Annotated in this window: 22 protein-coding genes; 21 read left to right on the top strand and 1 reads right to left on the bottom strand. The window is 66.4% G+C overall.

The annotated features are described in order from the left end of the window. Positions 1–97: 97 nt before the first annotated feature. The gene (locus tag EV147_RS20800) at positions 98–4,765 is read left to right on the top strand and encodes a glutamate synthase-related protein (protein ID WP_198680316.1); all 4,668 of its coding nucleotides are present in this window, start codon (positions 98–100) and stop codon (positions 4,763–4,765) included. 116 nt (positions 4,766–4,881) lie between these two features. Beyond that, positions 4,882–6,348 (top strand): glutamate synthase subunit beta, encoded by a 1,467-nt coding sequence (locus EV147_RS20795; protein WP_130393117.1) that lies wholly within the window; start codon positions 4,882–4,884, stop codon positions 6,346–6,348. Between the two features lie 75 nt (positions 6,349–6,423). On the opposite strand, the gene EV147_RS20790 is transcribed toward EV147_RS20795, so the two are convergent. Continuing rightward, complete coding sequence (locus tag EV147_RS20790; RefSeq protein ID WP_130393176.1) at positions 6,424–6,909, bottom strand: GNAT family N-acetyltransferase; 486 nt, start codon at positions 6,907–6,909, stop codon at positions 6,424–6,426. 208 nt (positions 6,910–7,117) lie between these two features. On the opposite strand from EV147_RS20790, the gene EV147_RS20785 reads away from it, so the two are divergent. From EV147_RS20785 to hisF, 19 genes are all read left to right on the top strand, one after another. Then, complete coding sequence (locus EV147_RS20785) at positions 7,118–8,206, top strand: tripartite tricarboxylate transporter substrate binding protein (RefSeq protein ID WP_130393116.1); 1,089 nt, start codon at positions 7,118–7,120, stop codon at positions 8,204–8,206. 145 nt (positions 8,207–8,351) lie between these two features. Continuing rightward, the gene (locus tag EV147_RS20780) at positions 8,352–9,203 is read left to right on the top strand and encodes an ABC transporter ATP-binding protein (protein ID WP_130393115.1); all 852 of its coding nucleotides are present in this window, start codon (positions 8,352–8,354) and stop codon (positions 9,201–9,203) included. Further along, positions 9,200–9,976: a lipid asymmetry maintenance ABC transporter permease subunit MlaE gene (mlaE, locus tag EV147_RS20775; RefSeq protein WP_130393114.1), complete on the top strand. Its 777-nt coding sequence runs from the start codon at positions 9,200–9,202 to the stop codon at positions 9,974–9,976. Before EV147_RS20780 ends, mlaE begins: the two co-directional genes overlap by 4 nt. Before the next feature lie 21 nt (positions 9,977–9,997). Beyond that, positions 9,998–10,564: an outer membrane lipid asymmetry maintenance protein MlaD gene (gene mlaD / locus EV147_RS20770; RefSeq protein ID WP_130393113.1), complete on the top strand. Its 567-nt coding sequence runs from the start codon at positions 9,998–10,000 to the stop codon at positions 10,562–10,564. A gap of 2 nt (positions 10,565–10,566) precedes the next feature. Beyond that, entirely contained in the window at positions 10,567–11,322 is a 756-nt protein-coding gene (locus EV147_RS20765; RefSeq protein WP_198680311.1) for an MlaA family lipoprotein, read from the top strand. A 218-nt stretch (positions 11,323–11,540) separates the two neighbouring features. Further along, positions 11,541–12,164: an MlaC/ttg2D family ABC transporter substrate-binding protein gene (locus EV147_RS20760; RefSeq protein ID WP_130393111.1), complete on the top strand. Its 624-nt coding sequence runs from the start codon at positions 11,541–11,543 to the stop codon at positions 12,162–12,164. Positions 12,165–12,277: 113 nt separating this feature from the next. Beyond that, positions 12,278–12,574, top strand: a complete 297-nt coding sequence (locus EV147_RS20755; protein ID WP_130393110.1) for an STAS domain-containing protein — start codon at positions 12,278–12,280, stop codon at positions 12,572–12,574. A gap of 255 nt (positions 12,575–12,829) precedes the next feature. After that, complete coding sequence (locus EV147_RS20750) at positions 12,830–13,780, top strand: ABC transporter ATP-binding protein (RefSeq protein ID WP_130393109.1); 951 nt, start codon at positions 12,830–12,832, stop codon at positions 13,778–13,780. Next, positions 13,777–14,598: an ABC transporter permease gene (locus EV147_RS20745; protein WP_407923270.1), complete on the top strand. Its 822-nt coding sequence runs from the start codon at positions 13,777–13,779 to the stop codon at positions 14,596–14,598. Before EV147_RS20750 ends, EV147_RS20745 begins: the two co-directional genes overlap by 4 nt. Positions 14,599–14,647: 49 nt before the next feature. Next, entirely contained in the window at positions 14,648–14,896 is a 249-nt protein-coding gene (locus EV147_RS20740; protein WP_130393108.1) for a BolA family protein, read from the top strand. Between the two features lie 64 nt (positions 14,897–14,960). Further along, entirely contained in the window at positions 14,961–16,211 is a 1,251-nt protein-coding gene (murA, locus tag EV147_RS20735; RefSeq protein WP_130393107.1) for a UDP-N-acetylglucosamine 1-carboxyvinyltransferase, read from the top strand. Between the two features lie 63 nt (positions 16,212–16,274). Next, on the top strand, positions 16,275–16,949 hold the full coding sequence (gene hisG, locus EV147_RS20730) for an ATP phosphoribosyltransferase (protein ID WP_130393106.1): 675 nt from the start codon (positions 16,275–16,277) through the stop codon (positions 16,947–16,949). A gap of 36 nt (positions 16,950–16,985) precedes the next feature. Further along, positions 16,986–18,320 carry a histidinol dehydrogenase gene (hisD, locus tag EV147_RS20725; protein ID WP_130393105.1) on the top strand — a complete coding sequence of 445 codons (1,335 nt, stop codon included), beginning with the start codon at positions 16,986–16,988 and terminating at the stop codon, positions 18,318–18,320. 33 nt (positions 18,321–18,353) lie between these two features. Further along, positions 18,354–19,454: a histidinol-phosphate transaminase gene (gene hisC, locus EV147_RS20720; protein WP_130393104.1), complete on the top strand. Its 1,101-nt coding sequence runs from the start codon at positions 18,354–18,356 to the stop codon at positions 19,452–19,454. Between the two features lie 7 nt (positions 19,455–19,461). Next, complete coding sequence (hisB, locus tag EV147_RS20715; protein WP_130393103.1) at positions 19,462–20,049, top strand: imidazoleglycerol-phosphate dehydratase HisB; 588 nt, start codon at positions 19,462–19,464, stop codon at positions 20,047–20,049. Between the two features lie 102 nt (positions 20,050–20,151). Then, positions 20,152–20,775 (top strand): YchE family NAAT transporter, encoded by a 624-nt coding sequence (locus tag EV147_RS20710; protein ID WP_130393102.1) that lies wholly within the window; start codon positions 20,152–20,154, stop codon positions 20,773–20,775. Then, complete coding sequence (gene hisH / locus EV147_RS20705; protein WP_198680310.1) at positions 20,772–21,425, top strand: imidazole glycerol phosphate synthase subunit HisH; 654 nt, start codon at positions 20,772–20,774, stop codon at positions 21,423–21,425. Before EV147_RS20710 ends, hisH begins: the two co-directional genes overlap by 4 nt. A 67-nt stretch (positions 21,426–21,492) precedes the next feature. Continuing rightward, positions 21,493–22,236 (top strand): 1-(5-phosphoribosyl)-5-[(5-phosphoribosylamino)methylideneamino]imidazole-4-carboxamide isomerase, encoded by a 744-nt coding sequence (hisA, locus tag EV147_RS20700; RefSeq protein ID WP_130393100.1) that lies wholly within the window; start codon positions 21,493–21,495, stop codon positions 22,234–22,236. A gap of 73 nt (positions 22,237–22,309) precedes the next feature. Then, entirely contained in the window at positions 22,310–23,080 is a 771-nt protein-coding gene (gene hisF / locus EV147_RS20695; protein ID WP_130393099.1) for an imidazole glycerol phosphate synthase subunit HisF, read from the top strand.

Below are 23,080 nucleotides of genomic sequence, written 5' to 3'. Positions count from 1 at the left end.
CACGCAACACCCCACCGCTCCTGTCGCTCCCGCCGGCCGCCCGCAGGCCCAGGGCCTGTACGACCCGACCAACGAACATGACGCCTGCGGCGTCGGCATGGTCGCGCACATCAAGGGCAAGAAGTCCCACGAGATCGTGACGCAGGGCCTGAAGATCCTGGAGAACCTGGACCACCGTGGCGCCGTGGGCGCCGACGCGCTGATGGGCGACGGGGCCGGCATCCTGATCCAGATCCCGGACCAGTTCTACCGCGAGGAAATGGCCAAGCAGGGCGTGACCCTGCCGCCGAACGGCGAGTACGGCGTGGGCATGATCTTCCTGCCGAAGGAACACGCTTCGCGCCTGGCCTGCGAGCAGGAGCTCGAGCGCACCGTGCGCCTGGAAGGCCAGGTCGTGCTGGGCTGGCGCGACGTGCCGGTGGACGCCAAGATGCCGATGTCGCCGACCGTGCGCGAGACCGAGCCGGTCATCCGCCAGATCTTCATCGGTCGCGGCCGCGACATCATGACCACGGACGCGCTGGAACGTAAGCTCTACGTCATCCGCAAGACCGCCAGCCACGCCATCCAGGCCCTGAAGCTCAAGCACGGCAAGGAATACTTCGTGCCGTCGATGTCGGCCCGTACCGTCGTGTACAAGGGCCTGCTGCTGGCCAACCAGGTGGGCGAGTACTACCTGGACCTGCAGGATTCGCGCGCCGTGTCGGCGCTGGCCCTGGTGCACCAGCGCTTCTCGACCAACACCTTCCCGGCCTGGGAACTGGCCCACCCGTACCGCATGGTCGCCCACAACGGCGAAATCAACACGGTCAAGGGCAACGTGAACTGGGTCAACGCGCGTACCGGTGCGATCTCGTCGCCGGTGCTCGGCGACGACCTGCCCAAGCTCTGGCCGCTGATCTACCCGGGCCAGTCGGACACGGCATCGTTCGACAACTGCCTCGAACTGCTGACGATGGCCGGCTACCCGCTCGTCCACGCCATGATGATGATGATCCCGGAAGCCTGGGAACAGCACACCATGATGGACGACAACCGCCGCGCGTTCTACGAGTACCACGCCGCGATGATGGAGCCGTGGGACGGCCCCGCCGCCATCTGCTTCACCGATGGCCGCCAGATCGGTGCCACGCTGGACCGTAACGGCCTGCGCCCGGCCCGCTTCTACGTGACCGAGGACGATTTCGTCGTGCTGGCTTCGGAAGCCGGCGTGCTGCCGTTCCCCGAGTCGCGCATCGTCCAGAAATGGCGCCTGCAGCCGGGCAAGATGTTCCTGATCGACATGGAACAGGGCCGCATCATCGACGACAAGGAGCTCAAGGACAACCTGGCCAACGCCAAGCCGTACAAGAGCTGGATCGACGCCGTGCGCATCAAGCTCGACGAGATCGACGCCAAGCCGGAAGACGTGGCCGCCGAGAAGAAGCCGGTGTCGCCGCTGCTGGACCGCCAGCAGGCGTTCGGCTACACGCAGGAAGACGTCAAGTTCCTGATGGCGCCGATGGCGCTGGCCGGCGAGGAAGCCACCGGCTCGATGGGCAATGACTCGCCGCTGGCCGTGCTGTCGTCGAAGAACAAGACGCTGTACCACTACTTCCGCCAGCTGTTCGCCCAGGTGACCAACCCGCCGATCGACCCGATCCGCGAGAACATGGTCATGTCGCTGGTGTCGTTCATCGGCCCGAAGCCGAACCTGCTGGAACTGAACAACATCAACCCGCCGATGCGCCTCGAAGTGTCCCAGCCCGTGCTGGACTTCAAGGACATCGCCAAGATCCGCAACATCGAGCACTACACCGGCGGCAAGTTCCGTTCGTACGAACTGAACATCTGCTACCCGGTGGCGTGGGGCAAGGAAGGCATCGAGGCGCGCCTGGCGTCGCTGTGCGCCGAGGCCGTGGACGCCGTGCGTTCGGGCTTCAACATCCTGATCGTGACCGACCGCCGCGTGGACGAGGGCCAGGTGGCCATTCCCGCGCTGCTCGCCACGTCGGCCATCCACCATCATCTGGTGGAGAAGGGCCTGCGCACGTCGAGCGGCCTGGTCGTGGAAACCGGCTCGGCCCGTGAGGTGCACCACTTCGCGCTGCTGGCGGGCTACGGCGCCGAAGCCGTGCACCCGTACCTGGCGATGGAAACGCTGGCCGACATGGCTTCGGGCCTGTCGGGCGACCTGTCGCCGGAAAAGGCGGTCAAGAACTTCGTCAAGGCAATCGGCAAGGGCCTGTTCAAGGTGATGTCGAAGATGGGCATCTCCACGTACATGTCGTACACGGGCGCCCAGATCTTCGAAGCCATCGGCCTGTCGCGCGAGCTGGTGCAGAAGTACTTCCACGGCACGCCGTCGAATGTCGAGGGTATCGGCATCTTCGAGGTGGCCGAGGAAGCCATGCGCCTGCACCGCGATGCGTTCGGCAACAACCCGGTGCTGGAAAGCATGCTCGATTCGGGCGGCGAATATGCCTACCGCGTGCGTGGCGAAGAGCACATGTGGACCCCGGATTCCATCGCCAAGCTGCAGCACTCGGTGCGTGCGGACGATGGCAAGGGTCAGTACCAGACGTACAAGGAATACGCGAACATCATCAACGACCAGAGCCGCCGCCACATGACGCTGCGCGGCCTGTTCGAGTTCAAGGTCGATCCGGCTCGCGCCATTCCGCTCGAAGAAGTGGAGTCGGCCAAGGAAATCGTCAAGCGCTTCGCCACCGGCGCGATGTCGCTCGGCTCGATCTCGACCGAAGCCCACGCGACGCTGGCCGTGGCGATGAACCGCATCGGCGGCAAGTCGAACACCGGCGAAGGCGGCGAGGACGAGAAGCGCTACCGCAACGAACTGCGCGGCATCCCTATCAAGCAGGGCGATACGTTCAAGAGCCTGCTGGGCGACCACGTGATCGAGAAGGACCTGGAACTGAAGGCCGGCGACTCGCTGCGCTCGAAGATCAAGCAGGTGGCGTCGGGCCGCTTCGGCGTCACGGCCGAGTACCTGGCGTCCGCCGACCAGATCCAGATCAAGATGGCGCAGGGCGCCAAGCCGGGCGAGGGCGGCCAGCTGCCGGGCCACAAGGTGTCGGACTACATCGGCAAGCTGCGCTACTCGGTACCGGGCGTGGGTCTGATCTCGCCGCCGCCGCACCACGACATCTACTCGATCGAGGATCTGGCACAGCTGATCCACGACCTGAAGAACGTGAACCCGGTGTCGGACATCTCGGTCAAGCTCGTGTCCGAAGTGGGCGTGGGCACCGTGGCAGCCGGCGTGGCCAAGGCCAAGGCCGACCACGTGGTGATTGCCGGCCATGACGGCGGCACGGGCGCCTCGCCGTGGTCGTCGATCAAGTACGCGGGTTCGCCGTGGGAACTGGGCCTGGCCGAAACGCAGCAGACGCTGATGCTCAACGGCCTGCGCAACCGTATCCGCGTGCAGGCTGACGGTCAGATGAAGACGGGCCGCGACGTGGTGATCGGCGCGCTGCTGGGCGCCGACGAGTTCGGCTTCGCCACGGCGCCGCTGGTGGCCGAGGGCTGCATCATGATGCGCAAGTGCCACCTGAACACCTGCCCGGTGGGCGTGGCCACGCAGGATCCGGCGCTGCGCAAGAAATTCCAGGGCAAGCCCGAGCACGTGGTGAACTTCTTCTTCTTCGTTGCAGAAGAAGCCCGCGAGATCATGGCGCAACTGGGCATCCGCACGTTCGACGAGCTGATCGGCCGCGCCGACCTGCTCGATACGCGCGGCGGCATCGAGCACTGGAAGGCGCGCGGCCTGGACTTCAGCCGCATCTTCTACCAGGCGCCGTTCCCGGCCGACGTGCCGCGCTACCACACCGACGTGCAGGACCACGGCCTGTCGGTGGAAGCCGGCAAGGCGCTGGACCATACGCTGATCGCCAAGGCGCGTCCGGCTATCGACAAGGGCGAGCGCGTGTCGTTCATCCAGCCGGTCAAGAACGTGAACCGCACGGTGGGCGCGATGCTGTCGGGCGTGATCGCCAAGCAGTACGGCCACGAGGGGTTGCCTGACGACACGATCCACATCCAGTTCCAGGGCACGGCCGGCCAGTCGTTCGGCGCGTTCCTGGCGCACGGCATCACGATCGATCTCGTTGGCGACGCCAACGACTACGTGGGCAAGGGCCTGTCGGGCGGCCGCGTGATCGTGCGCGCCCCGCACGAGTTCCGCGGCGACCCGACGCGCAACATCATCGTCGGCAACACGGTGCTGTACGGCGCGCTGGCCGGCGAGGCGTTCTTCAACGGCGTGGGCGGCGAGCGTTTCGCGGTGCGTAACTCGGGCGCCACGGCGGTCGTGGAAGGCACGGGCGACCACGGTTGCGAGTACATGACCGGCGGCACGGTGGTGGTGCTGGGCGGCACGGGCCGCAACTTCGCGGCCGGCATGTCGGGCGGCGTGGCCTATGTCTATGACGAGGACGGCCTGTTCGACAAGCGCTGCAATACCGCCATGGTGCAGCTGGAGCCGGTGCTGGCCACGGCCGAGCAGCAGAAGGAGCAGCCGGAATCGCAGTGGCACAAGATCGGCGGCAAGCGCCAGGCCGACGAAGCGATCCTGCGCAACCTGATCGAGCAGCATTTCCGCTACACCGGTTCGGAGCGCGCCAAGGCGCTGCTGGCCGACTGGACCACGGCACGCCGCAAGTTCGTCAAGGTCTTCCCGACCGAGTACAAGCGCGCGCTGGGCGAGATGTACGCCAAGGAGCAGGCCGCCCGCGACAGCGATCGCGAAGCGGTAGCCGCCTGATCGGGCAGCCCCACGACGAGAGGCGCCGCCGGCCACGGGCCGCGGCGCCGAGAAGATACTGACCCCACGCGAGGCCGGCCCGGCCGCCTCGCGCCAAGCAAGACCAAGGATGCAACATGGGTAAGGCGACTGGCTTTCTCGAATTTCCGCGCCAGAACGAAGGCTACGAACCGGTAGTCAAGCGCGTGAAGCACTACAAGGAGTTCGTGTTCGCGCTGTCGGACAACGAGGCGAAGCTCCAGGGTGCGCGCTGCATGGACTGCGGGATTCCGTTCTGCAACAACGGCTGCCCGGTCAACAACATCATTCCCGACTTCAACGACCTGGTGTACCGCCAGGACTGGAAGTCGGCGATCGAGGTGCTGCACCAGACCAACAACTTCCCCGAGTTCACGGGCCGCATCTGCCCGGCGCCGTGCGAGGCCGCCTGCACGCTGGGCATCAACGAACTGCCGGTGGGCATCAAGTCGATCGAGCACGCCATCATCGACAAGGCCTGGGAAGAAGGCTGGGTCGCGCCGCAGGTGGCGAAGCACAAGACTGGCAAGACCGTGGCCGTGGTGGGCTCGGGCCCGGCCGGCATGGCCGCCGCCCAGCAACTGGCGCGCGCCGGCCACGACGTGACCGTGTTCGAGAAGAACGACCGCGTGGGCGGCCTGCTGCGCTACGGCATTCCCGACTTCAAGATGGAGAAGGGCCTGATCGACCGCCGCATCGAGCAGATGCAGGCCGAAGGCGTGACGTTCCGCACCGGCGTGATGGTGACCGATGGCGACAAGCTGCCGGCCGGTATCAAGAACTACGCCCGCGAGACCGTCTCGGCACAGGCGCTGATGGACCAGTTCGACGCCGTGGTGCTGGCGGGCGGCTCCGAAGTGCCGCGCGACCTGCCGGTGCCGAACCGCGACCTGGACGGCGTGCATTACGCGCTGGAGTTCCTGATCCCGCAGAACAAGGAAGTGGCTGGCGACGGCGCCAACGAGATCCGCGCCGAAGGCAAGCACGTGATCGTGATTGGTGGCGGCGATACGGGCTCTGACTGCGTGGGTACGTCGAATCGCCATGGCGCGGTATCCGTGACCCAGTTCGAACTGCTGCCGCAGCCGCCGGAAGAAGAGAACAAGCCGTTGGTGTGGCCGTACTGGCCGATCAAGATGCGCACGTCGTCGTCGCACGACGAAGGCTGCTCGCGCGACTGGTCGGTAGCCACCAAGGAATTCATCGGCGAGAACGGCAAGGTCACGGCGCTGAAGGCGTGCCGCGTGGAGTGGAAGGACGGCCGCATGCAGGAAGTGCCGGGCAGCGAGTTCGTGCTCAAGGCCGACCTGGTGCTGCTGGCCATGGGCTTCACGAACCCGGTGGGCTCGGTGCTCGAGGCGTTCGGCGTGGATACCGACGCGCGCAAGAACGCCAAGGCATCGACCGAAGGCGAGCGTGCCTACCACACCAACGTGCCGAAGGTCTTCGCCGCCGGCGACGTGCGCCGTGGCCAGTCGCTCGTGGTCTGGGCCATCCGCGAAGGCCGCCAGGCCGCCCGCTCGGTGGACGCGTTCCTGATGGGGTATTCGGAACTGCCGCGGTAAGTATCAACCGGTGCCTCCGGTTTTCTCCCCTCTCCCACTTCGCGGGAGAGGGGAGCCAGACAGCGGGTCACGGCGCTACATCCCACACCCCATCAACACCGCCCCCTTTCCATACGTCGCCAGCTTCGCCCCAAGCGAATGCTTCGCCACTGGCGCGTACCCAAGCCTGCGCCAATAGCCCTCCGCATCCTGCACGGCGACCAGCCGCGAAGCGCGCAAGCCATCGCTCAGTGCCACCTTCCGCGCGGCTTCGTATAGCCGCGCCGCCAGTCCCGCTCCGCGCCCGATCGGCGCCACGGCCATGTCGTGCACGAACCACGTCAGCGGTTCGCCATCGGACCAATCTCGCGCGAGCGTACCGTTCCACGGCGGCAACGACGCCTCGGGCCAGGCATGGGTGAACAGGTAGGCGGCCAACGTCCCATCGGGGACTGCGGAGATCCAGCAAGTGGCGGGGGAGAGGTCCAGGCGGCTCGCCAGCGCCCCGGCCGTCTCAACGAGCGCTGTGCCATAGCACTGCGCCTGGATATCGAGCACGGCGGGGAGATCGGCGGCGCGCATCGGCCGGACCGTGAAATCTGACGTTGAAAGCATCAACGGATTATACGAGCGCTCACATTGGGGTCCGCCCTGAGAGCGTTTACGTGCCTGTGCCCGGCGCGCCATTGTTCTTAGAATTTCTCCCAGAACATAACTAAAGAAACTGCCTCGAAAATCCCTTTCAGCCGATTTGGTGCCGCTGCGGTGGGCTGCGGCCCGGAGGAAATTGATGCCCGAAGTACGCAAGATGATGCGGCTTTGGCGAGGTAAAGCGAAGTTGCCAATACTCGCTGCCACGTGGCTGGGGTGTGCTGTTGTCTGCCTGGGTGGCATGACGGCGGTCCTCGCTCAGCCTCCCGCTTTCGCCCAGCTCGCCAGCATTCCGCAAGGCGTGCGCGCGGAATCGCAGAATCGCCAGATTTCGTTCCCCGCACGGTCGCTGCGGATGATCGTCCCATTCCCGGCCGGCAGCGTGGCCGATGCCGTCGCGCGCCTGCTGGCCGAGCGCCTGGAGGTGCGGCTGGCCGTGCCTGTGGAAGTGGACAACCGCCCGGCCGCCTCGGGCACGATGGCGGGCGACCTCGTGGCCAAGGCCAGCTCAGACGGCCACACGCTGCTGTTCCATCAGGCCAACATGCTGATCCAGCCCGGGCTGGAGCCGGTGCCTTATGACGTGATGCGCGACTTCACGCCCGTGGCGCGCGTGGCCGCCACGCCGCTGTTCCTCGTCATCGACGGACGCCTGCCGATGACGACTTCGCAGCAATGGGCCACGGCCGTGCGCTCGAACCCGGCGTCGTACAGCTACGGCTACGGGCAGCCCGGCAGTCCGGCGCACCTCTACGCGGAGTACGCGGTGCGCGGTGGGTCGAACGGGGTGCCGCTGGTGCAGGCCAAGGGCGAGAACGCCGTGGTGCAGGAGATGCTGGCCGGACGCATCAGCGCCTGTTTCTGCTCCTGGACCGCCGTCCAGTCGCATGTGCGTTCAGGTGCACTCAAGATGCTCGGCGTGGCAGGTCCGCTTCGTTCGCCGTTGGCGCCGCAGGTGCCGACGCTGACCGAGGCGGGTCTCGACGGTTACGGCGCCCTGGCCTGGTACGGTGTGATGGCACCGGCCAAGACGCCGCGTGCGATCGTCGCCCGGCTGGCCGGTGAACTCGACAATGTCACCAGCGAGCGCGATGTCCAGACGCAGCTGCTGGCGGCCGGGCTCACGCCGGTGCGCGATTCCCCCGAAGCCTTTGCCACCGCCATCCGCTCGGAATCGGTGCAGTGGCAGGTCATCCTGCGCCAGGGCGCGCCGCGCGCCGAGCCCTGACGCGCGCTTCAAGCGGGCGCCAGGTGCCGGGTGGCGCGCCCTCCACACATTGTTGTCGCTGTGGCAATGGTGAGATCACCACACGGGACAGTGCCCGGTAGGTAGTAGCCCTTATAATGGCGGCCTGCCCAAAACCGGTGACCCTGTGACCGCTCCCGTGCCGAACCCTGCTGGCCACCTTGCCACCGGCCCGAACATCGTCGAACTCTCGGACGTCGATTTCGCGTACGCCGATGGCGCGCGGCCCATTCTCTCCGGCCTTTCCATGCGCTTTCCGCGTGGCAAGGTCGTGGCGGTCATGGGCGGATCGGGCTGCGGCAAGACCACGGTGATGCGGCTGATCGGCGGCATGGTGCGTCCGCAGCGCGGCCGCGTCACGTTCAACGGCGAGAACATCGACGCGATGGACCAGCGCGATCTCTACGCCGTGCGCCGCCAGATGGGCATGCTGTTCCAGTTCGGCGCGCTGTTCACCGACCTGTCTGTCTTCGACAACGTGGCGTTCCCGTTGCGCGAGCATGCGGACCTGCCCGAGTCGATGATCCGAGATCTGGTCTTGATGAAGCTCAATGCCGTGGGTTTGCGCGGCGCGCGTGACCTGATGCCGGCCCAGATCTCTGGCGGCATGGCGCGGCGCGTGGCGCTGGCGCGGGCCATTGCGCTCGATCCGTCGCTGCTGATGTATGACGAGCCGTTCGCCGGACTCGACCCCATCTCGCTGGGCCTGACCGCCCACCTGATCCGCAACCTGAACGACGCGCTGGGCGCCACCACGATCATCGTCTCGCACGATGTGCAGGAGACGTTCCAGATCGCCGATTACGTCTACTTCATCGCCAACGGCGGCATTGCGGCCGAGGGCGCGCCCGAGGACCTGCGCCGCTCGGAAGATCCGTTCGTGCGGCAGTTCGTGCACGCCGAGGCGGACGGCCCGGTGCCGTTCCACTATGCCGGCCCCACGCTGGCCGACGATTTCCTTGCCGGAGGCTCGCGTTGACCGGCCTGTTCGTTTCCATCGGCGCCGCGCTGCGCCAGTTTGTCGGCGGCCTGGGCCGCGGTGCACGCATGTTCCTGCAGTTGCTGGCGCTGTCGCCGGCGCTGCTGCGCCGTTTCCGGCTGGTGACCGACCAGGTGTTCTTCGTCGGCAACCTGTCGCTGGTGATCATCGCCGTGTCGGGCCTGTTCGTGGGCTTCGTGCTGGGGCTGCAGGGCTACTACACGCTGAACCGCTACGGCTCCGAGCAGGCGCTGGGGCTGCTGGTGGCGCTGTCGCTGGTGCGCGAGCTGGGGCCGGTGGTGTCTGCGCTGCTGTTCGCGGGGCGCGCCGGCACGTCGCTGACGGCCGAGATCGGGCTGATGAAGGCCGGCGAGCAGCTGACCGCCATGGAAATGATGGCCGTCAACCCGCTGCAGCGCGTGATCGCGCCGCGCTTCTGGGCGGGCGTGATCGCCATGCCGGTGCTGGCCGCCATCTTCAGTGCGGTAGGCATCCTGGGCGGCTACCTCGTGGGCGTGCAGATGATCGGCGTGGACGCGGGCGCGTTCTGGTCGCAGATGCAGGGCGGCGTCGATGCGCGCGCCGACGTGCTGAACGGGGTCATCAAGAGCTTCATTTTTGGCATCGCGGTGACGTTCATCGCGCTGTACCAGGGCTTCGAGGCCAATCCGACACCTGAAGGCGTATCGCGCGCCACGACGCGCACCGTGGTGATGGCGTCGCTGGCCGTGCTCGGGCTGGATTTCCTGCTGACCGCGCTGATGTTCAGCTAAAGCATTCGTAAAGAGACTCGCATGAAAAAGAATTCGCTGGACTACTGGGTGGGGTTGTTCGTGGTGGTGGGCTTTGCCGCACTGCTGTTCCTGGCGCTCAAGGCCGGCAACCTGAGCAGCTTCTCGTTCCAGGACACCTACACGGTGACCGCCAACTTCGACAACATCGGCGGCCTGAAGCCGCGCGCGCCGGTCAAGAGCGCCGGCGTGGTGGTGGGCCGCGTGTCGTCGATCACGTTCGACGACAAGGAATACCTGGCCAAGGTCACGATGCACCTGGACAAGCGCTTCGAGTTCCCGCGCGATACCTCGGCCAAGATCCTGACCTCGGGCCTGCTCGGCGAGCAGTACATCGGCCTGGAAGCCGGTGGCGACGACAAGATGCTGGCACAGGGCAGCAAGATCACGATGACGCAGTCGGCCGTGGTGCTCGAGAACCTGATCGGCCAGTTCCTCTATAACAAGGCGGCCGATGCCGGCGGCGGCGCACCCGCCCCGGCGGCCGCCCCGACTCCTTCTTCTTCGACGGATACGTCCGGTTCGGGCGCGGCGGCACTGCCGGCGGCGCCTGGGCTGGGCGGCAAATAAGCATGTATGCACGCCTGATTGCGGCCTCGGCGGCCGCCCTGGTCCTGGCCGGCTGCGCCACGGGCCCCAACGCCAACCCGGCCGATCCGCTGGAGCCGTTCAACCGTGGCGTCAGCACGTTCAACGACAACCTCGACAAGTACGCGCTGAAGCCGGCGGCCGAAGGCTACCAGGCCGTGGTGCCGTCGCCGGTGCGCACGGCCGTGGGCAACTTCTTCTCGAACATCAGCGACGTCTACTCGGCCGGCAACAACCTGCTGCAGGGCAAGCCGACGCGCGCGCTGGAAGACACCATGCGCGTGGCGATCAACAGCGTGCTGGGGATCGGCGGCCTGATCGACATCGCCACCCCGGCCGGACTGCCCAAGTACAAGGAAGACTTCGGCCAGACGCTGGGTGTATGGGGCGTGCCCTCGGGCCCGTACCTGGTGCTGCCGCTGTTCGGGCCGAGCAATGTGCGCGATGCGTCGGGCATGGTGGTGGACCGCTTCATGGACCCGAGCACCTATATCGCGCCGTGGTACGCGCGCCTGTCGGTGACCGGCGTGCGCGTGATCGATGGCCGCTCGCAACTGCTGGGGGCGTCGAACCTGATCGAGGCCGCCGCGCTCGACAAGTACGCCTTCCTGCGCGATTCGTACATGCAGCGCCGGCAGTACCTGATCTATGACGGCAACCCGCCGTCCACGGACGACGACGAAGATCAATCGGCGCCGTCGCCGGCATCTCCGGACGCGCTGGCGCCCCAGGCCGGCTGACCGGGCGCCAGCCCAGTCCTGGCAACGGCTCCGGCGCTGTGAGCGCGCTGTGAGCCCTGAAACAAAGTGTTGGAAAGTGCCGTTTGATCCATAAATGGCACGACATGGCACCGGCTGCTATGTTTCAATGACCCCGTCCCGGCGCTGCAATCGGTGTTCCGGGAGGGCGTGATCCTGCCGATAAGGCGGTATCACCACAATAAAGAAAGGAAATTCCCATGCTCAAGCGAGTTCTGCTTCCCTTCCTGACCGTTCTGGCGTTCTCGGGCGCCGCGCAGGCCCAGGCCGTCGACACGTCCAACCCGGACGCGCTGGTCAAGGCAGTCGTGAACGACGTGATGGCAACCGTACAGGCCGACAAGGACATGCAGGCCGGCAACATCGGCAAGATCACGCAACTCGTGGAGCAGAAGATCCTGCCGCACGCCGATTTCACGCGCACCACGCAGATCGCCATGGGCCGCAACTGGTCGAAAGCCTCGCCGGAGCAGCAGAAGACGATCACCGACGAGTTCAAGACGCTGCTGATCCGCACCTACGCCGGCGCCATCGCCCAGATCCGCGACCAGAAGGTGCAGTATCGTCCGTACCGCGGCACGGCCGAGGACACCGACGCCACGATCCGCACCCAGGTCATCAACAAGGGCGAGCCGATCCAGATGGACTACCGCCTGGAGAAGACCGCCGCCGGCTGGAAGGTCTACGACATCAACGTGCTGGGCGCCTGGCTGACCGAGGCCTACAAGGGCAGCTTCAATACCATCGCTACCCAGCAGGGTATCGACGGCATCATCAAGACGCTGCAGGACCGCAACCGCCAGCTGGCCAACGCCAAGGGCTGAGACCCTCACGCCTGGCTCCGCTGCGCCGCACCATGGCGCGCGGATCTGGACTACAATGCCCATGTGCTCCCGCCTCCAGGCGGGAGCTTCCTTTTCGAGACTGCCCCGCTCCCATGCCCGCCATTGGCCCTACGCTGACCAACCGCAACGCCGCCGCCGTGCTGCGTGACGGGTTGTCGCATGTGCGGCAGGGCGATGTGACGGTCGATTGCAGCGCGCTGACCCAGGTGGATTCCTCCGCCGTGGCGGTGCTGCTGGCCTGGCAGCGTGCCGCGGCGCAGCGCGGCCAGTCGCTGGCGCTGCACGGCGTGCCGCCGCAACTGCAGTCGCTGGCCAGCCTCTACGGCGTCGACGGCCTGCTGGGCCTCGCGGCCGGCGCCTCCCTCCCGCACCACCACCACCGACATTGAACCGGCATCCGTTGCCGCGCGCGTGAACCTGCGTGCGGCCATGCGATGCCACGGCACCGGGCCGCGGCCCGGCGTCGCACCGGTACAGAGCGGGGGAACCCCCGTATCCCCTATAATTCCGGGTTGTTCGTCCCCAAGTCGCCCCCACATGGCCTGAGACCATTCCCTCAGGTGCAGCGCGGCTAACCTTCGAGGGCGCTTCCCAATTCCAAGAGAGGCCCGGCCGTGCAAGCGGCCCCGTCCCAACACCTGGCCATGAAAGCCATCGAAATCAACGATGTCCGCAAGCGCTACCGCAACCTGCAGGCGCTCAAGGGCGTCAGTTTCAGCGTCGAACGTGGCGAATTCTTCGGGCTGCTTGGCCCCAACGGCGCCGGCAAGACCACGCTGATCTCGATCCTCGCCGGGCTGAACCACGCCGATTCGGGTTCGGTCAGCGTGCTTGGCCACGATGTGGTGGACGACTACCGCATGGCGCGCCGCATGCTCGGCGTGGTGCCGCAGGAACTGGTGTTCGACCCGTTCTTCACGGTGCGCGAGACGTTGCGGCTGCAGTCGGGCTACTTCGGCCTGACACGCAACGACGACTGGATCGACGAGATCATGGCCAACCTCGATCTCACCAACAAGGCCGACAGCAACATGCGCCAGCTCTCGGGCGGCATGAAGCGCCGGGTGCTGGTGGCGCAGGCGCTGGTGCACCGCCCGCCCGTGATCGTGCTCGACGAGCCGACCGCCGGCGTGGACGTGGAACTGCGCCAGACGCTGTGGAAGTTCATCTCGCGCCTCAACCGCGAGGGCCATACGATCATCCTGACCACCCACTACCTGGAAGAAGCCGAGGCGCTGTGCGACCGCATCGCCATGCTCAAGTTCGGCGAGGTGGTGGCGCTGGACCGCACCAGCAGCCTGCTGAACCAGTTTGCCGGGTTGCAACTCGTCCTGACACTTTCGAAGGGTACGCTGCCGGCCGAGCTGGAGGCGCTGCGCACGCCGGGCAACCCGGGCGAGCGCGCGTACCGGCTGCGGCTGTCGGGTTTCGAGGCCGTGGAACCGATCCTGGCGGCGCTGCGCACCGCCGGCTGCGAAGTCGAGGACATGGAAATCAGCAAGGCCGACCTGGAGGACGTATTCGTGCAGATCATGCGCCGCGAGGGCGAAATGCCCGGCAGCACGCCGAATGCCGCCATGGAGGCCGCAGCATGAAGAATCCGGCCGATATTGACGTGACGCAACAGCAACGGCTGGATTCGATGGCGGTGGGCGGCCTGGTGGGCTTCCGTACGCTGCTCTACAAGGAGGTGCTGCGCTTCTGGAAGGTGGCCTTCCAGACCGTGGCCGCGCCAGTGCTGACCGCCGTGCTGTACCTGCTGATCTTCGGCCATGTGCTCGAAGACCGCGTGCGCGTGTACGACCAGATCAGCTATACGGCCTTCCTGGTGCCGGGGCTGGTGATGATGAGCGTGCTGCAGAATGCGTTCGCCAACAGTTCCTCGTCGCTGATCCAGTCCAAGATCACGGGCAACCTGGTGTTCATCCTGCTGCCGCCGCTGTCGCACTGGGAGATGTTCGGCGCCTACGTGGGCGCATCGGTCATCCGCGGGCTCGCGGTGGGCCTGGGCGTGCTGCTGGTGACCGCGTGGTTCGCCAACCTGCACTTTGCCTATCCGCTCTGGATTCTGGTGTTCGGCCTGGCCGGCGCGGGCATCCTGGGCACGCTGGGCCTGATTGCCGGCATCTGGGCCGAGAAATTCGACCAGCTGGCCGCGTTCCAGAACTTCCTGATCATGCCGGCGACGTTCCTGTCCGGCGTGTTCTATTCGATCCACTCCCTGCCGCCGTTCTGGCAGGCGGTGTCGCACGCCAACCCGTTCTTCTACATGATCGACGGGTTCCGCTACGGCTTCTTCGGCGTGTCCGACGTGCCGCCGCTGCACAGCCTGTCCGTGATGGCCGTGGCCTTCGTGCTGCTGGCCGGGCTGGCGCTGCGCCTGCTGCGCAAGGGTTACAAGCTGCGGCACTGATCGGAATCCATCGATCCGCCGCTCTTCACTGATTACATTTGAGACAGACATGCTGCCTACACCGGAACAAGTCAGGGATTACATTGCCCAAGGTTTGCCCTGCGAACATCTGCAAGTGGAAGGCGACGGCCAGCACTTCTTCGCCACGATCGTGAGCGCGGAGTTCGACGGCAAGCGCCTGATCCAGCGGCACCAGCGGGTCTACGCGGCACTGGGCGACCGCATGCGCGCCGAAATCCATGCGCTGTCGATGAAGACGTTGACGCCCGCCGAATGGCAGGCCGGGGCCGGCAAGTAAGCCAGCCCTCACTACAGAACAACTGCCGGCCGGGCGTGTGTCCGGGCGGCGTACCAGACAGAACATGGACAAATTCCAGATCCAGGGCAATGGCCCGCTCAAGGGCGAGATCCGCGTGTCGGGCGCCAAGAACGCGGCGCTGCCGATCCTCTGCGCGAGCCTGCTGACCGCCGACACGGTGACCATCGACAACGTGCCGGACCTGCAGGACACCCGCACCATGCTCAAGCTGCTGCGCCAGATGGGCATGCAGGCCGGGATGGTGGACGGCGTGGCCACGCTGACCGGCGCCGACATCAATGCGCCGGAAGCGTCGTACGATCTGGTCAAGACCATGCGCGCGTCGATCCTGGTGCTGGGCCCGCTCGTGGCCCGCTTCGGCGAGGCCCGCGTCTCGCTGCCGGGCGGCTGCGGCATTGGCGCGCGTCCGGTGGACCAGCACATCAAGGGCCTGCAGGCAATGGGCGCCGAGATCACCATCGAGCACGGCTTCATCCACGCCCGCGCCAGCCGCCTCAAGGGCGCCCGCGTGGTGACGGACATGATCACCGTGACCGGCACCGAGAACCTGCTGATGGCCGCCACGCTGGCCGACGGCGAGACCGTGCTGGAGAACGCCGCGCGCGAACCCGAAGTGACCGATCTGGCCGAGCTGCTCGTCAAGATGGGGGCGAAGATCGAGGGCATCGGCACCGATCGCCTGGTGATCCATGGCGTGGACCGCCTGCACGGCGCCCGCCACAGCGTGGTGGCCGACCGCATCGAGGCCGGTACCTTCCTGTGCGCGGCCGCCGCCACGCTCGGTGACCTGACGCTGCGCGACATCCCGCCGGCCATCCTCGACGCGGTGCTGATCAAGCTGCGCGAAGCCGGCGCCCATATCGAGACGGGCGACAGCTGGATTCGCCTGGCCATGCCGAAGCGGGCGCAGGCCGTGAGCTTCCGCACCTCGGAATATCCGGCCTTCCCGACCGACATGCAGGCGCAGTTCATGGCGCTGAACGCCGTGGCCGAAGGCACCGCGCGCATCACCGAGACGATCTTCGAGAACCGCTTCATGCACGTCCAGGAGCTGAACCGCCTGGGCGCCAGCATCACGGCCGAGGGCAATACCGCCGTGGTGACTGGCGTGCCGCGCCTGTCGGGCGCCAACGTGATGGCCACCGACCTGCGCGCGTCGGCCAGCCTCGTGATCGCCGGCCTGGTGGCCGATGGCGAAACGACGATCGACCGGATCTACCATCTGGACCGTGGCTACGACCGCATGGAAGACAAGCTGTCGGCCGTGGGCGCCATGATCCGCCGCATCGGCTGAATACAAGAACGACCGACCACGATCGCATCGAGTCGCCCCTGAACGCGTTTTGAAGAATCTACGATGAGCCCCGCTTTCAATGCCTCGCCCGACCAGCTGACGCTGGCGCTTTCCAAGGGCCGCATCTTCAAGGAAACGCTGCCGCTGCTGGCCGCCGCCGGCATCGAGGTCACCGAAGACCCGGAAACCTCGCGCAAGCTGATCCTGCCGACGACCGATCCGGCCGTGCGCGTGATCATCGTGCGTGCCTCGGACGTGCCGACCTACGTGCAGTACGGCGCGGCCGATTTCGGCGTGGCCGGCAAGGACGTGCTGATGGAAAACGGCATGGCGGGCCTGTACGCGCCGATCGACCTGAACATCGCCCGCTGCCGCATGTCGGTGGCGGTGCCGGCCGGCTTCGACTACGCCAAGGCCGTGCGCCAGGGCGCGCGGCTGGCCGTGGCCACCAAGTACGTGCAGACGGCGCGCGAGCATTTTGCGAAGAAGGGCGTGCACGTGGACCTGATCAAGCTGTACGGCTCGATGGAACTGGGGCCGCTGGTGGGGCTGTCGGATGCCATCGTCGACCTGGTCAGCACGGGCGGCACGCTGCGCGCGAACAACCTGGTCGAGGTCGAGGAGATCGTGCAGATCTCGTCGCGGCTGGTGGTCAACCAGGCGGCACTGAAGCTCAAGCGGGAACGGCTCGCGCCGATTCTTGACGCATTTGAACGGGCCTCGGCGGCAATCGCCTGAGGTGGCGCTGATCCGGGACCCGCAAGGAACGAAGTCATGAACGAATCCGAAATGGAAAACCTGGCAATCCGCCGGCTCGATTCGACCGAGCCGGGCTTTGCCGAGGCGCTGCGGCAGGTGCTGGCCTTCGAGGCCTCGGAAGACGAGGCCATCGACCGCGCCGCCGCCGATATCCTGGCCGATGTGCGCCGCCGCGGCGACGATGCCGTGCTCGAATACACGCGCCGCTTCGACCGCCTGGAAGCGGTCTCGATGAATGCGCTGGAAATCTCTCAGTCCGAGCTCGAAGCCGCGCTGGAAGACCTGGAGCCCAAGCGCCGCGCCGCGCTGGAAGCCGCCGCCGCCCGTGTGCGCGCCTACCACGAGAAGCAGAAGATCGAGTGCGGCAGCCATAGCTGGGAGTACACCGAATCGGACGGCACGATGCTGGGCCAGAAGGTGACCCCGCTGGACCGCGTGGGCCTGTACGTGCCCGGCGGCAAGGCAGCCTATCCGTCGTCGGTGCTGATGAACGCGATCCCGGCGCGCGTGGCTGGGGTCAAGGAAGTGATCATGGTCGTGCCCACGCCCGGCGGCGTGCGCAATGAACTGGTGCTGGCCGCCGCGCAGATTGCCGGGGTGGACCGCGTGTTCACGATCGGCGGCGCGCAGGCCGTGGGGGCCCTGGCCTATGGCACCGCCACGCTTCCGCAGGTGGACAAGATCGTCGGCCCGGGCAACGCCTACGTGGCTGCCGCCAAGCGCCGCGTGTTCGGCACGGTCGGCATCGACATGATTGCCGGCCCGTCCGAAATCCTCGTGATCTGCGACGGTACGACCGATCCGGACTGGGTGGCGATGGACCTGTTCTCGCAGGCCGAGCACGATGAACTGGCGCAGTCGATCCTGCTGTGCCCGGACGAGGACTACCTGCGCCGCGTGGAGGAAAGCATCCAGCGCCAGTTGCCGACGATGCCGCGCCGCGAGGTCATTGCCGCATCGCTGTCCGGCCGGGGTGCGCTGATCAAGGTGCGCGACATGGAAGAGGCGTGCGAGATCGCCAACGCCATCGCACCCGAGCACCTGGAGATTTCCGCCGAGAACCCGCGCCAGTGGAGCGAGAAGATCCGCCACGCCGGCGCCATCTTCCTGGGCCGCTACACGAGCGAGTCGCTTGGCGACTACTGCGCCGGCCCGAACCACGTGCTGCCCACCTCGCGTACCGCGCGTTTCTCGTCGCCGCTGGGCGTGTACGACTTCCAGAAGCGGTCGAGCCTGATCGAGGTCAGCGAGGGCGGGGCGCAGATGCTGGGCCAGATCGCGGCCGAACTGGCCTATGGCGAGGGGCTGCAGGCCCACGCGCGCAGCGCCGAGTACCGTTTCAAACGTTAAGCCAATCTCAAAGCCGCCCCCAAGAGGATCGATATGTCAGCCGTAGACCCATCCCTGATCGAACGCATCATCCGTGACGACGTACGCGCCATGGGCGCCTACCATGTCGCCGACTCGCACGGACTGGTGAAGCTCGACGCGATGGAGAACCCCTACCGGCTGCCGCCCGCGCTGCGCGACCAGCTGGCCACGCGGCTGGCCGAGGTGGCCCTGAACCGCTACCCGGTGCCGAGCAGCGAAGCCCTGCGGGCCAGGCTGAAGACCGTGATGAACGTGCCGGCCGGCATGGACGTCATGCTCGGCAATGGTTCGGACGAACTGATCAGCATCCTTTCCCTGGCCGCCGCAAAGCCTGGCGCCCGCGTACTGGCGCCGGTGCCCGGCTTCGTGATGTACGCGATGTCGGCCCAGTTCGCCGGGCTGGAGTTCGTCGGCGTGCCGCTGCGCGCCGATTTCTCGTTGGACCGTGACGCCATGCTGGCGGCGATGGCCGAGCACAAGCCGGCCATCATCTATCTGGCCTATCCGAACAACCCGACCGGCAACCTGTTCGACGCCGCCGACATGGAAGCGATCGTCCGTGCCGCGCAGGGCGAGGTGTGCCGCAGCCTGGTGGTGGTGGACGAGGCCTACCAGCCGTTCGCGCAGGAAAGCTGGATGCCCCGGCTGACCGAATTCGGCAACCTGCTGGTGATGCGTACCGTGTCGAAACTTGGCCTGGCAGGCATCCGCCTGGGCTACATGGCCGGATCGCCGGCATGGCTGGCGCAGTTCGACAAGGTGCGCCCGCCGTATAACGTCAACGTGCTGACCGAGGCCACCGCATTGTTTGCGCTCGAACACGTGGCCGTGCTCGACGAGCAGGCCGCGCAACTGCGCGCCGAACGGGCCAGGCTGGCGGACGCCATGGCGGCGCTGCCGGGCGTGACGGTGTTCCCGAGCGCGGCCAATTTCCTGCTGGTTCGCGTGGCGAATGCGGCACAGACGTTCGATCGGCTGCTCGCGCGGAAGGTATTGATCAAGAACGTGAGTAAAATGCACGCATTGCTGGCCAACTGTCTGCGCGTGACGGTCAGCACCCCCGAAGAAAACGCGCAGTTTCTTGAAGCATTCCAGGCTTCATTGCAGGATTAACCCCACCATGCGTGTTGTAGAGGTCACTCGCGATACCTCGGAAACGCAGATTCGCGTTTCGCTGAACCTTGATGGCACCGGCCGCCAGAAGCTGGCGTCGGGCGTGCCATTCCTCGACCACATGCTGGACCAGATCGCCCGCCATGGCATGTTCGACCTTGAGGTCGAGGCGAAGGGCGACACCCACATCGACGACCACCACACCGTGGAAGACGTCGGCATCACGCTCGGCCAGGCCGTGGCGCGCGCCATCGGCGACAAGAAGGGCATCACCCGCTACGGCCACAGCTACGTGCCGCTGGACGAATGCCTGTCGCGCGTGGTGATCGACTTCTCGGGCCGCCCGGGCCTGGAGTTCCACGTGCCGTTCACGCGCGCCCGCGTGGGCACGTTCGACGTGGACCTGACGATCGAGTTCTTCCGCGGCTTCGTGAACCACGCCGGCGTGACGCTCCATATCGACAACCTGCGCGGCATCAATGCCCACCACCAGTGCGAGACCGTGTTCAAGGCCTTCGGCCGGGCGCTGCGCATGGCCGTGGAGCTGGACCCGCGCGCGGCCAACCAGATTCCATCGACCAAGGGCACGCTCTGACCCATACTGCCCATATCCAGGACTGACCTGCGCCCCCACTGCAGGCGAGCCGGCTGGTTGCGGCGACGCTGATACGCCACCACCGCCACTCCCCCGCATCCGATGGATACGCTCAAGTCTTTCATCTCGCTGCTGGCGCTGATCAACCCGATCGGGGCGATCCCGTTCTTCATCAGCCTGACCAGCCAGCAGACCGAGGCCGAAAAGCTGAAGACGATCAAGACGGCGTCGATCGCCGTGGCGATCGTGGTGGGGTTGTCGGCGCTGCTGGGCCAGCAGATCATCGCGTTCTTCAACATCACGGTGGCGTCGCTGCAGGTAGGCGGCGGGCTCATCATGATCATGATGGCGATGAACATGCTGAACGCGCAGGCCGGCCGCACCAAGGCCACGCCCGAGGAAGAGGACGAGGCCGAGGCCAAGACGAGCGTGGCGGTGGTGCCGCTGGCGCTGCCGTTGCTGACCGGGCCGGGTTCGATCAGCACGGTGATCGTCTATGCAGGAAAGACCGACCACTGGTACGAGCTGCTGTTCCTGGTGGCGATTGGCGTGGTGCTGGGGTTCGTGGTGTACGGAACGTTCCGCGCGGCCGACCCGATCGCGCGGGTCATCGGCAGGACCGGAATCAATATTGGTACGCGCCTGATGGGTTTGATCCTGTCGGCGCTGGCCGTCGAATTCATTGTGGACGGGCTCAAGACATTGTTGCCTGTTTTGAAATCATGACTACCATAGCAATTGTGGATTACGGCATGGGCAACCTGCGCTCGGTGGCGCAGGCGCTGCGCGCCGCGGCGCCGGAAGCGGATGTCCAGGTCGTGGACCGCCCCGAGGCGATCCGCGCGGCAGACCGCGTGGTGCTGCCGGGGCAGGGCGCGATGCCGGACTGCATGGGCGCGCTGGGCGAATCGGGCCTGCAGCAGGCCGTGCTGGAGGCCGCCGCGTCCAAGCCGATGCTCGGCGTGTGCGTTGGCGAACAGATGCTGTTCGAGCGAAGCCACGAAGCTCGTGCCGGCGCGGACAGCACCCCGGCGCTGGCGCTGATGCCCGGCGAGGTGATCCGCTTCGAGCTGGACGGCATGACTCAAGCCGACGGCTCGCGCTTCAAGGTGCCGCAGATGGGCTGGAACCGCGTCCGCCAGACCCGGGCCCACCCGCTCTGGAACGGCATCCCGGACGACAGCTGGTTCTATTTCGTGCACAGCTACTATGTGCGCGCGCAGGACACGGCCCATGTGGCCGGCGAGACGGACTACGGCGTTGTGTTTACCAGCGCAGTGGCCCGCGATAATATTTTTGCCACGCAGTTCCACCCCGAGAAGAGTGCCGCCATGGGTTTGCAGCTGTACCGGAATTTCGTGCACTGGAACCCGTGAAGCGGCAGAAGCACCCGCTCCGGCATCGCCCCTTTCCTATTTACACAACCACCACGCTCGTTACGCTATGTTGCTCATTCCGGCCATCGACCTGAAGGACGGTCAGTGTGTACGCCTCAAACAAGGCGACATGGACCAGGCCACCGTCTTTTCCGAAGATCCCGCCGCCATGGCACGCCATTGGGTCGACCAGGGCGCCCGCCGCCTGCATCTGGTGGATCTGAATGGCGCCTTCGTCGGCAAGCCGCGCAACGAGGCGGCCATCAAGGCCATCATCGCCGAGGTGGGCGACGAGATCCCCGTGCAGCTCGGCGGCGGCATCCGCGACCTGAACACGATCGAGCGCTGGCTCGACGACGGCCTCTCGTACGTGATCATCGGCACGGCTGCGGTGAAGAACCCCGGCTTCCTGAAGGACGCCTGCTCGGCCTTTGGCGGCCACATCATCGTCGGGCTCGACGCCAAGGATGGCAAGGTGGCCACCGACGGCTGGAGCAAGCTGACCGGCCACGAAGTGGCCGACCTGGCGCGCAAGTACGAGGACTACGGCGTCGAAGCCATCATCTACACCGACATCGGCCGCGACGGCATGCTGCAGGGCATCAATATCGATGCCACCGTCAAGCTGGCGCAATCGATGTCGATCCCGGTGATTGCCAGCGGCGGCCTCTCGAACATGGCCGATATCGACCAGCTCTGCGCCGTCGAGCACGAGGGTGTGGAAGGCGTAATCTGTGGCCGCGCGATCTACTCGGGCGACCTGAACTTCACGGCCGCGCAGGCCCACGCCGACAAGCTGGGCGCCGAGTAACCCCGCCGCCCAGGGTGCCACGGGCGCCACAACCAGCCGCTGCCCGGCCGGGCGGCGGCAGGCAAGGAATCTCATGCTAGCCAAACGTATCATCCCCTGCCTCGACGTCACGAACGGGCGGGTGGTCAAGGGCGTCAATTTCGTGGAACTGCGCGACGCGGGCGACCCCGTGGAAATCGCGCGCCGCTATGACGACCAGGGTGCCGATGAAATCACTTTTCTCGACATCACCGCAACCAGCGACGGCCGCGACCTGATCCTCCACATCATCGAGGCCGTGGCCTCGCAGGTATTCATTCCGCTGACCGTCGGTGGCGGTGTGCGCACCGTTGAAGACGTGCGCCGCCTGCTCAACGCGGGCGCCGACAAGATCAGCGTCAATTCGTCGGCGATCGCCAATCCCCAACTGGTCTCGGACGCCACCGGCAAGTACGGGTCGCAGTGCATCGTGGTTGCCATCGACGCCAAGCGCACCTCGGCGCCGGGCGAACCGGCCCGCTGGGAAGTCTTCACGCATGGCGGGCGCAAGGCCACCGGCCTCGATGCCGTGGCCTGGGCGGCCGAGATGGCACGGCGCGGCGCCGGCGAGATCCTGCTGACCAGCATGGACCGCGATGGCACAAAGAGCGGCTTCGATCTCGAACTGACGCGCGCGGTCAGCGATGCCGTGCCGGTGCCGGTCATCGCCTCGGGCGGCGTGGGTGGCCTGCAGGACCTGGCCGACGGCATCAGGCTGGGCCGTGCCGACGCGGTGCTGGCCGCCAGCATTTTCCATTACGGCCAGCACACGGTTGGCGAAGCCAAGGCTTTCATGGCCCGCGAGGGCATTCCGGTCCGGATCTGA

Source organism: Cupriavidus agavae (assembly GCF_004217045.1).
GTDB classification, from domain to species: domain Bacteria; phylum Pseudomonadota; class Gammaproteobacteria; order Burkholderiales; family Burkholderiaceae; genus Cupriavidus; species Cupriavidus agavae.
This window is presented reverse-complemented; position numbering and strand designations above follow the sequence as displayed.

Excerpts from the sequence above, each read along its gene's own strand:
- EV147_RS20740 (WP_130393108.1), top strand. The coding sequence starts at position 14,648 with ATGCTGCCTACACCGGAACAAGTCAGGGATTACATTGCCCAAGGTTTG.
- hisC (WP_130393104.1), top strand. The coding sequence starts at position 18,354 with ATGTCAGCCGTAGACCCATCCCTGATCGAACGCATCATCCGTGACGAC.
- mlaD (WP_130393113.1), top strand. The coding sequence starts at position 9,998 with ATGAAAAAGAATTCGCTGGACTACTGGGTGGGGTTGTTCGTGGTGGTG.
- EV147_RS20755 (WP_130393110.1), top strand. The coding sequence starts at position 12,278 with ATGCCCGCCATTGGCCCTACGCTGACCAACCGCAACGCCGCCGCCGTG.
- EV147_RS20745 (WP_407923270.1), top strand. The coding sequence starts at position 13,777 with ATGAAGAATCCGGCCGATATTGACGTGACGCAACAGCAACGGCTGGAT.
- EV147_RS20795 (WP_130393117.1), top strand. The coding sequence starts at position 4,882 with ATGGGTAAGGCGACTGGCTTTCTCGAATTTCCGCGCCAGAACGAAGGC.
- hisD (WP_130393105.1), top strand. The coding sequence starts at position 16,986 with ATGAACGAATCCGAAATGGAAAACCTGGCAATCCGCCGGCTCGATTCG.
- EV147_RS20800 (WP_198680316.1), top strand. The coding sequence starts at position 98 with ATGGTCGCGCACATCAAGGGCAAGAAGTCCCACGAGATCGTGACGCAG.
- murA (WP_130393107.1), top strand. The coding sequence starts at position 14,961 with ATGGACAAATTCCAGATCCAGGGCAATGGCCCGCTCAAGGGCGAGATC.
- hisA (WP_130393100.1), top strand. The coding sequence starts at position 21,493 with ATGTTGCTCATTCCGGCCATCGACCTGAAGGACGGTCAGTGTGTACGC.
- hisH (WP_198680310.1), top strand. The coding sequence starts at position 20,772 with ATGACTACCATAGCAATTGTGGATTACGGCATGGGCAACCTGCGCTCG.
- EV147_RS20710 (WP_130393102.1), top strand. The coding sequence starts at position 20,152 with ATGGATACGCTCAAGTCTTTCATCTCGCTGCTGGCGCTGATCAACCCG.
- EV147_RS20750 (WP_130393109.1), top strand. The coding sequence starts at position 12,830 with ATGAAAGCCATCGAAATCAACGATGTCCGCAAGCGCTACCGCAACCTG.
- hisF (WP_130393099.1), top strand. The coding sequence starts at position 22,310 with ATGCTAGCCAAACGTATCATCCCCTGCCTCGACGTCACGAACGGGCGG.
- EV147_RS20760 (WP_130393111.1), top strand. The coding sequence starts at position 11,541 with ATGCTCAAGCGAGTTCTGCTTCCCTTCCTGACCGTTCTGGCGTTCTCG.
- EV147_RS20790 (WP_130393176.1), bottom strand. The coding sequence starts at position 6,909 with ATGCGCGCCGCCGATCTCCCCGCCGTGCTCGATATCCAGGCGCAGTGC.
- hisG (WP_130393106.1), top strand. The coding sequence starts at position 16,275 with ATGAGCCCCGCTTTCAATGCCTCGCCCGACCAGCTGACGCTGGCGCTT.
- EV147_RS20765 (WP_198680311.1), top strand. The coding sequence starts at position 10,567 with ATGTATGCACGCCTGATTGCGGCCTCGGCGGCCGCCCTGGTCCTGGCC.
- hisB (WP_130393103.1), top strand. The coding sequence starts at position 19,462 with ATGCGTGTTGTAGAGGTCACTCGCGATACCTCGGAAACGCAGATTCGC.
- EV147_RS20785 (WP_130393116.1), top strand. The coding sequence starts at position 7,118 with ATGCCCGAAGTACGCAAGATGATGCGGCTTTGGCGAGGTAAAGCGAAG.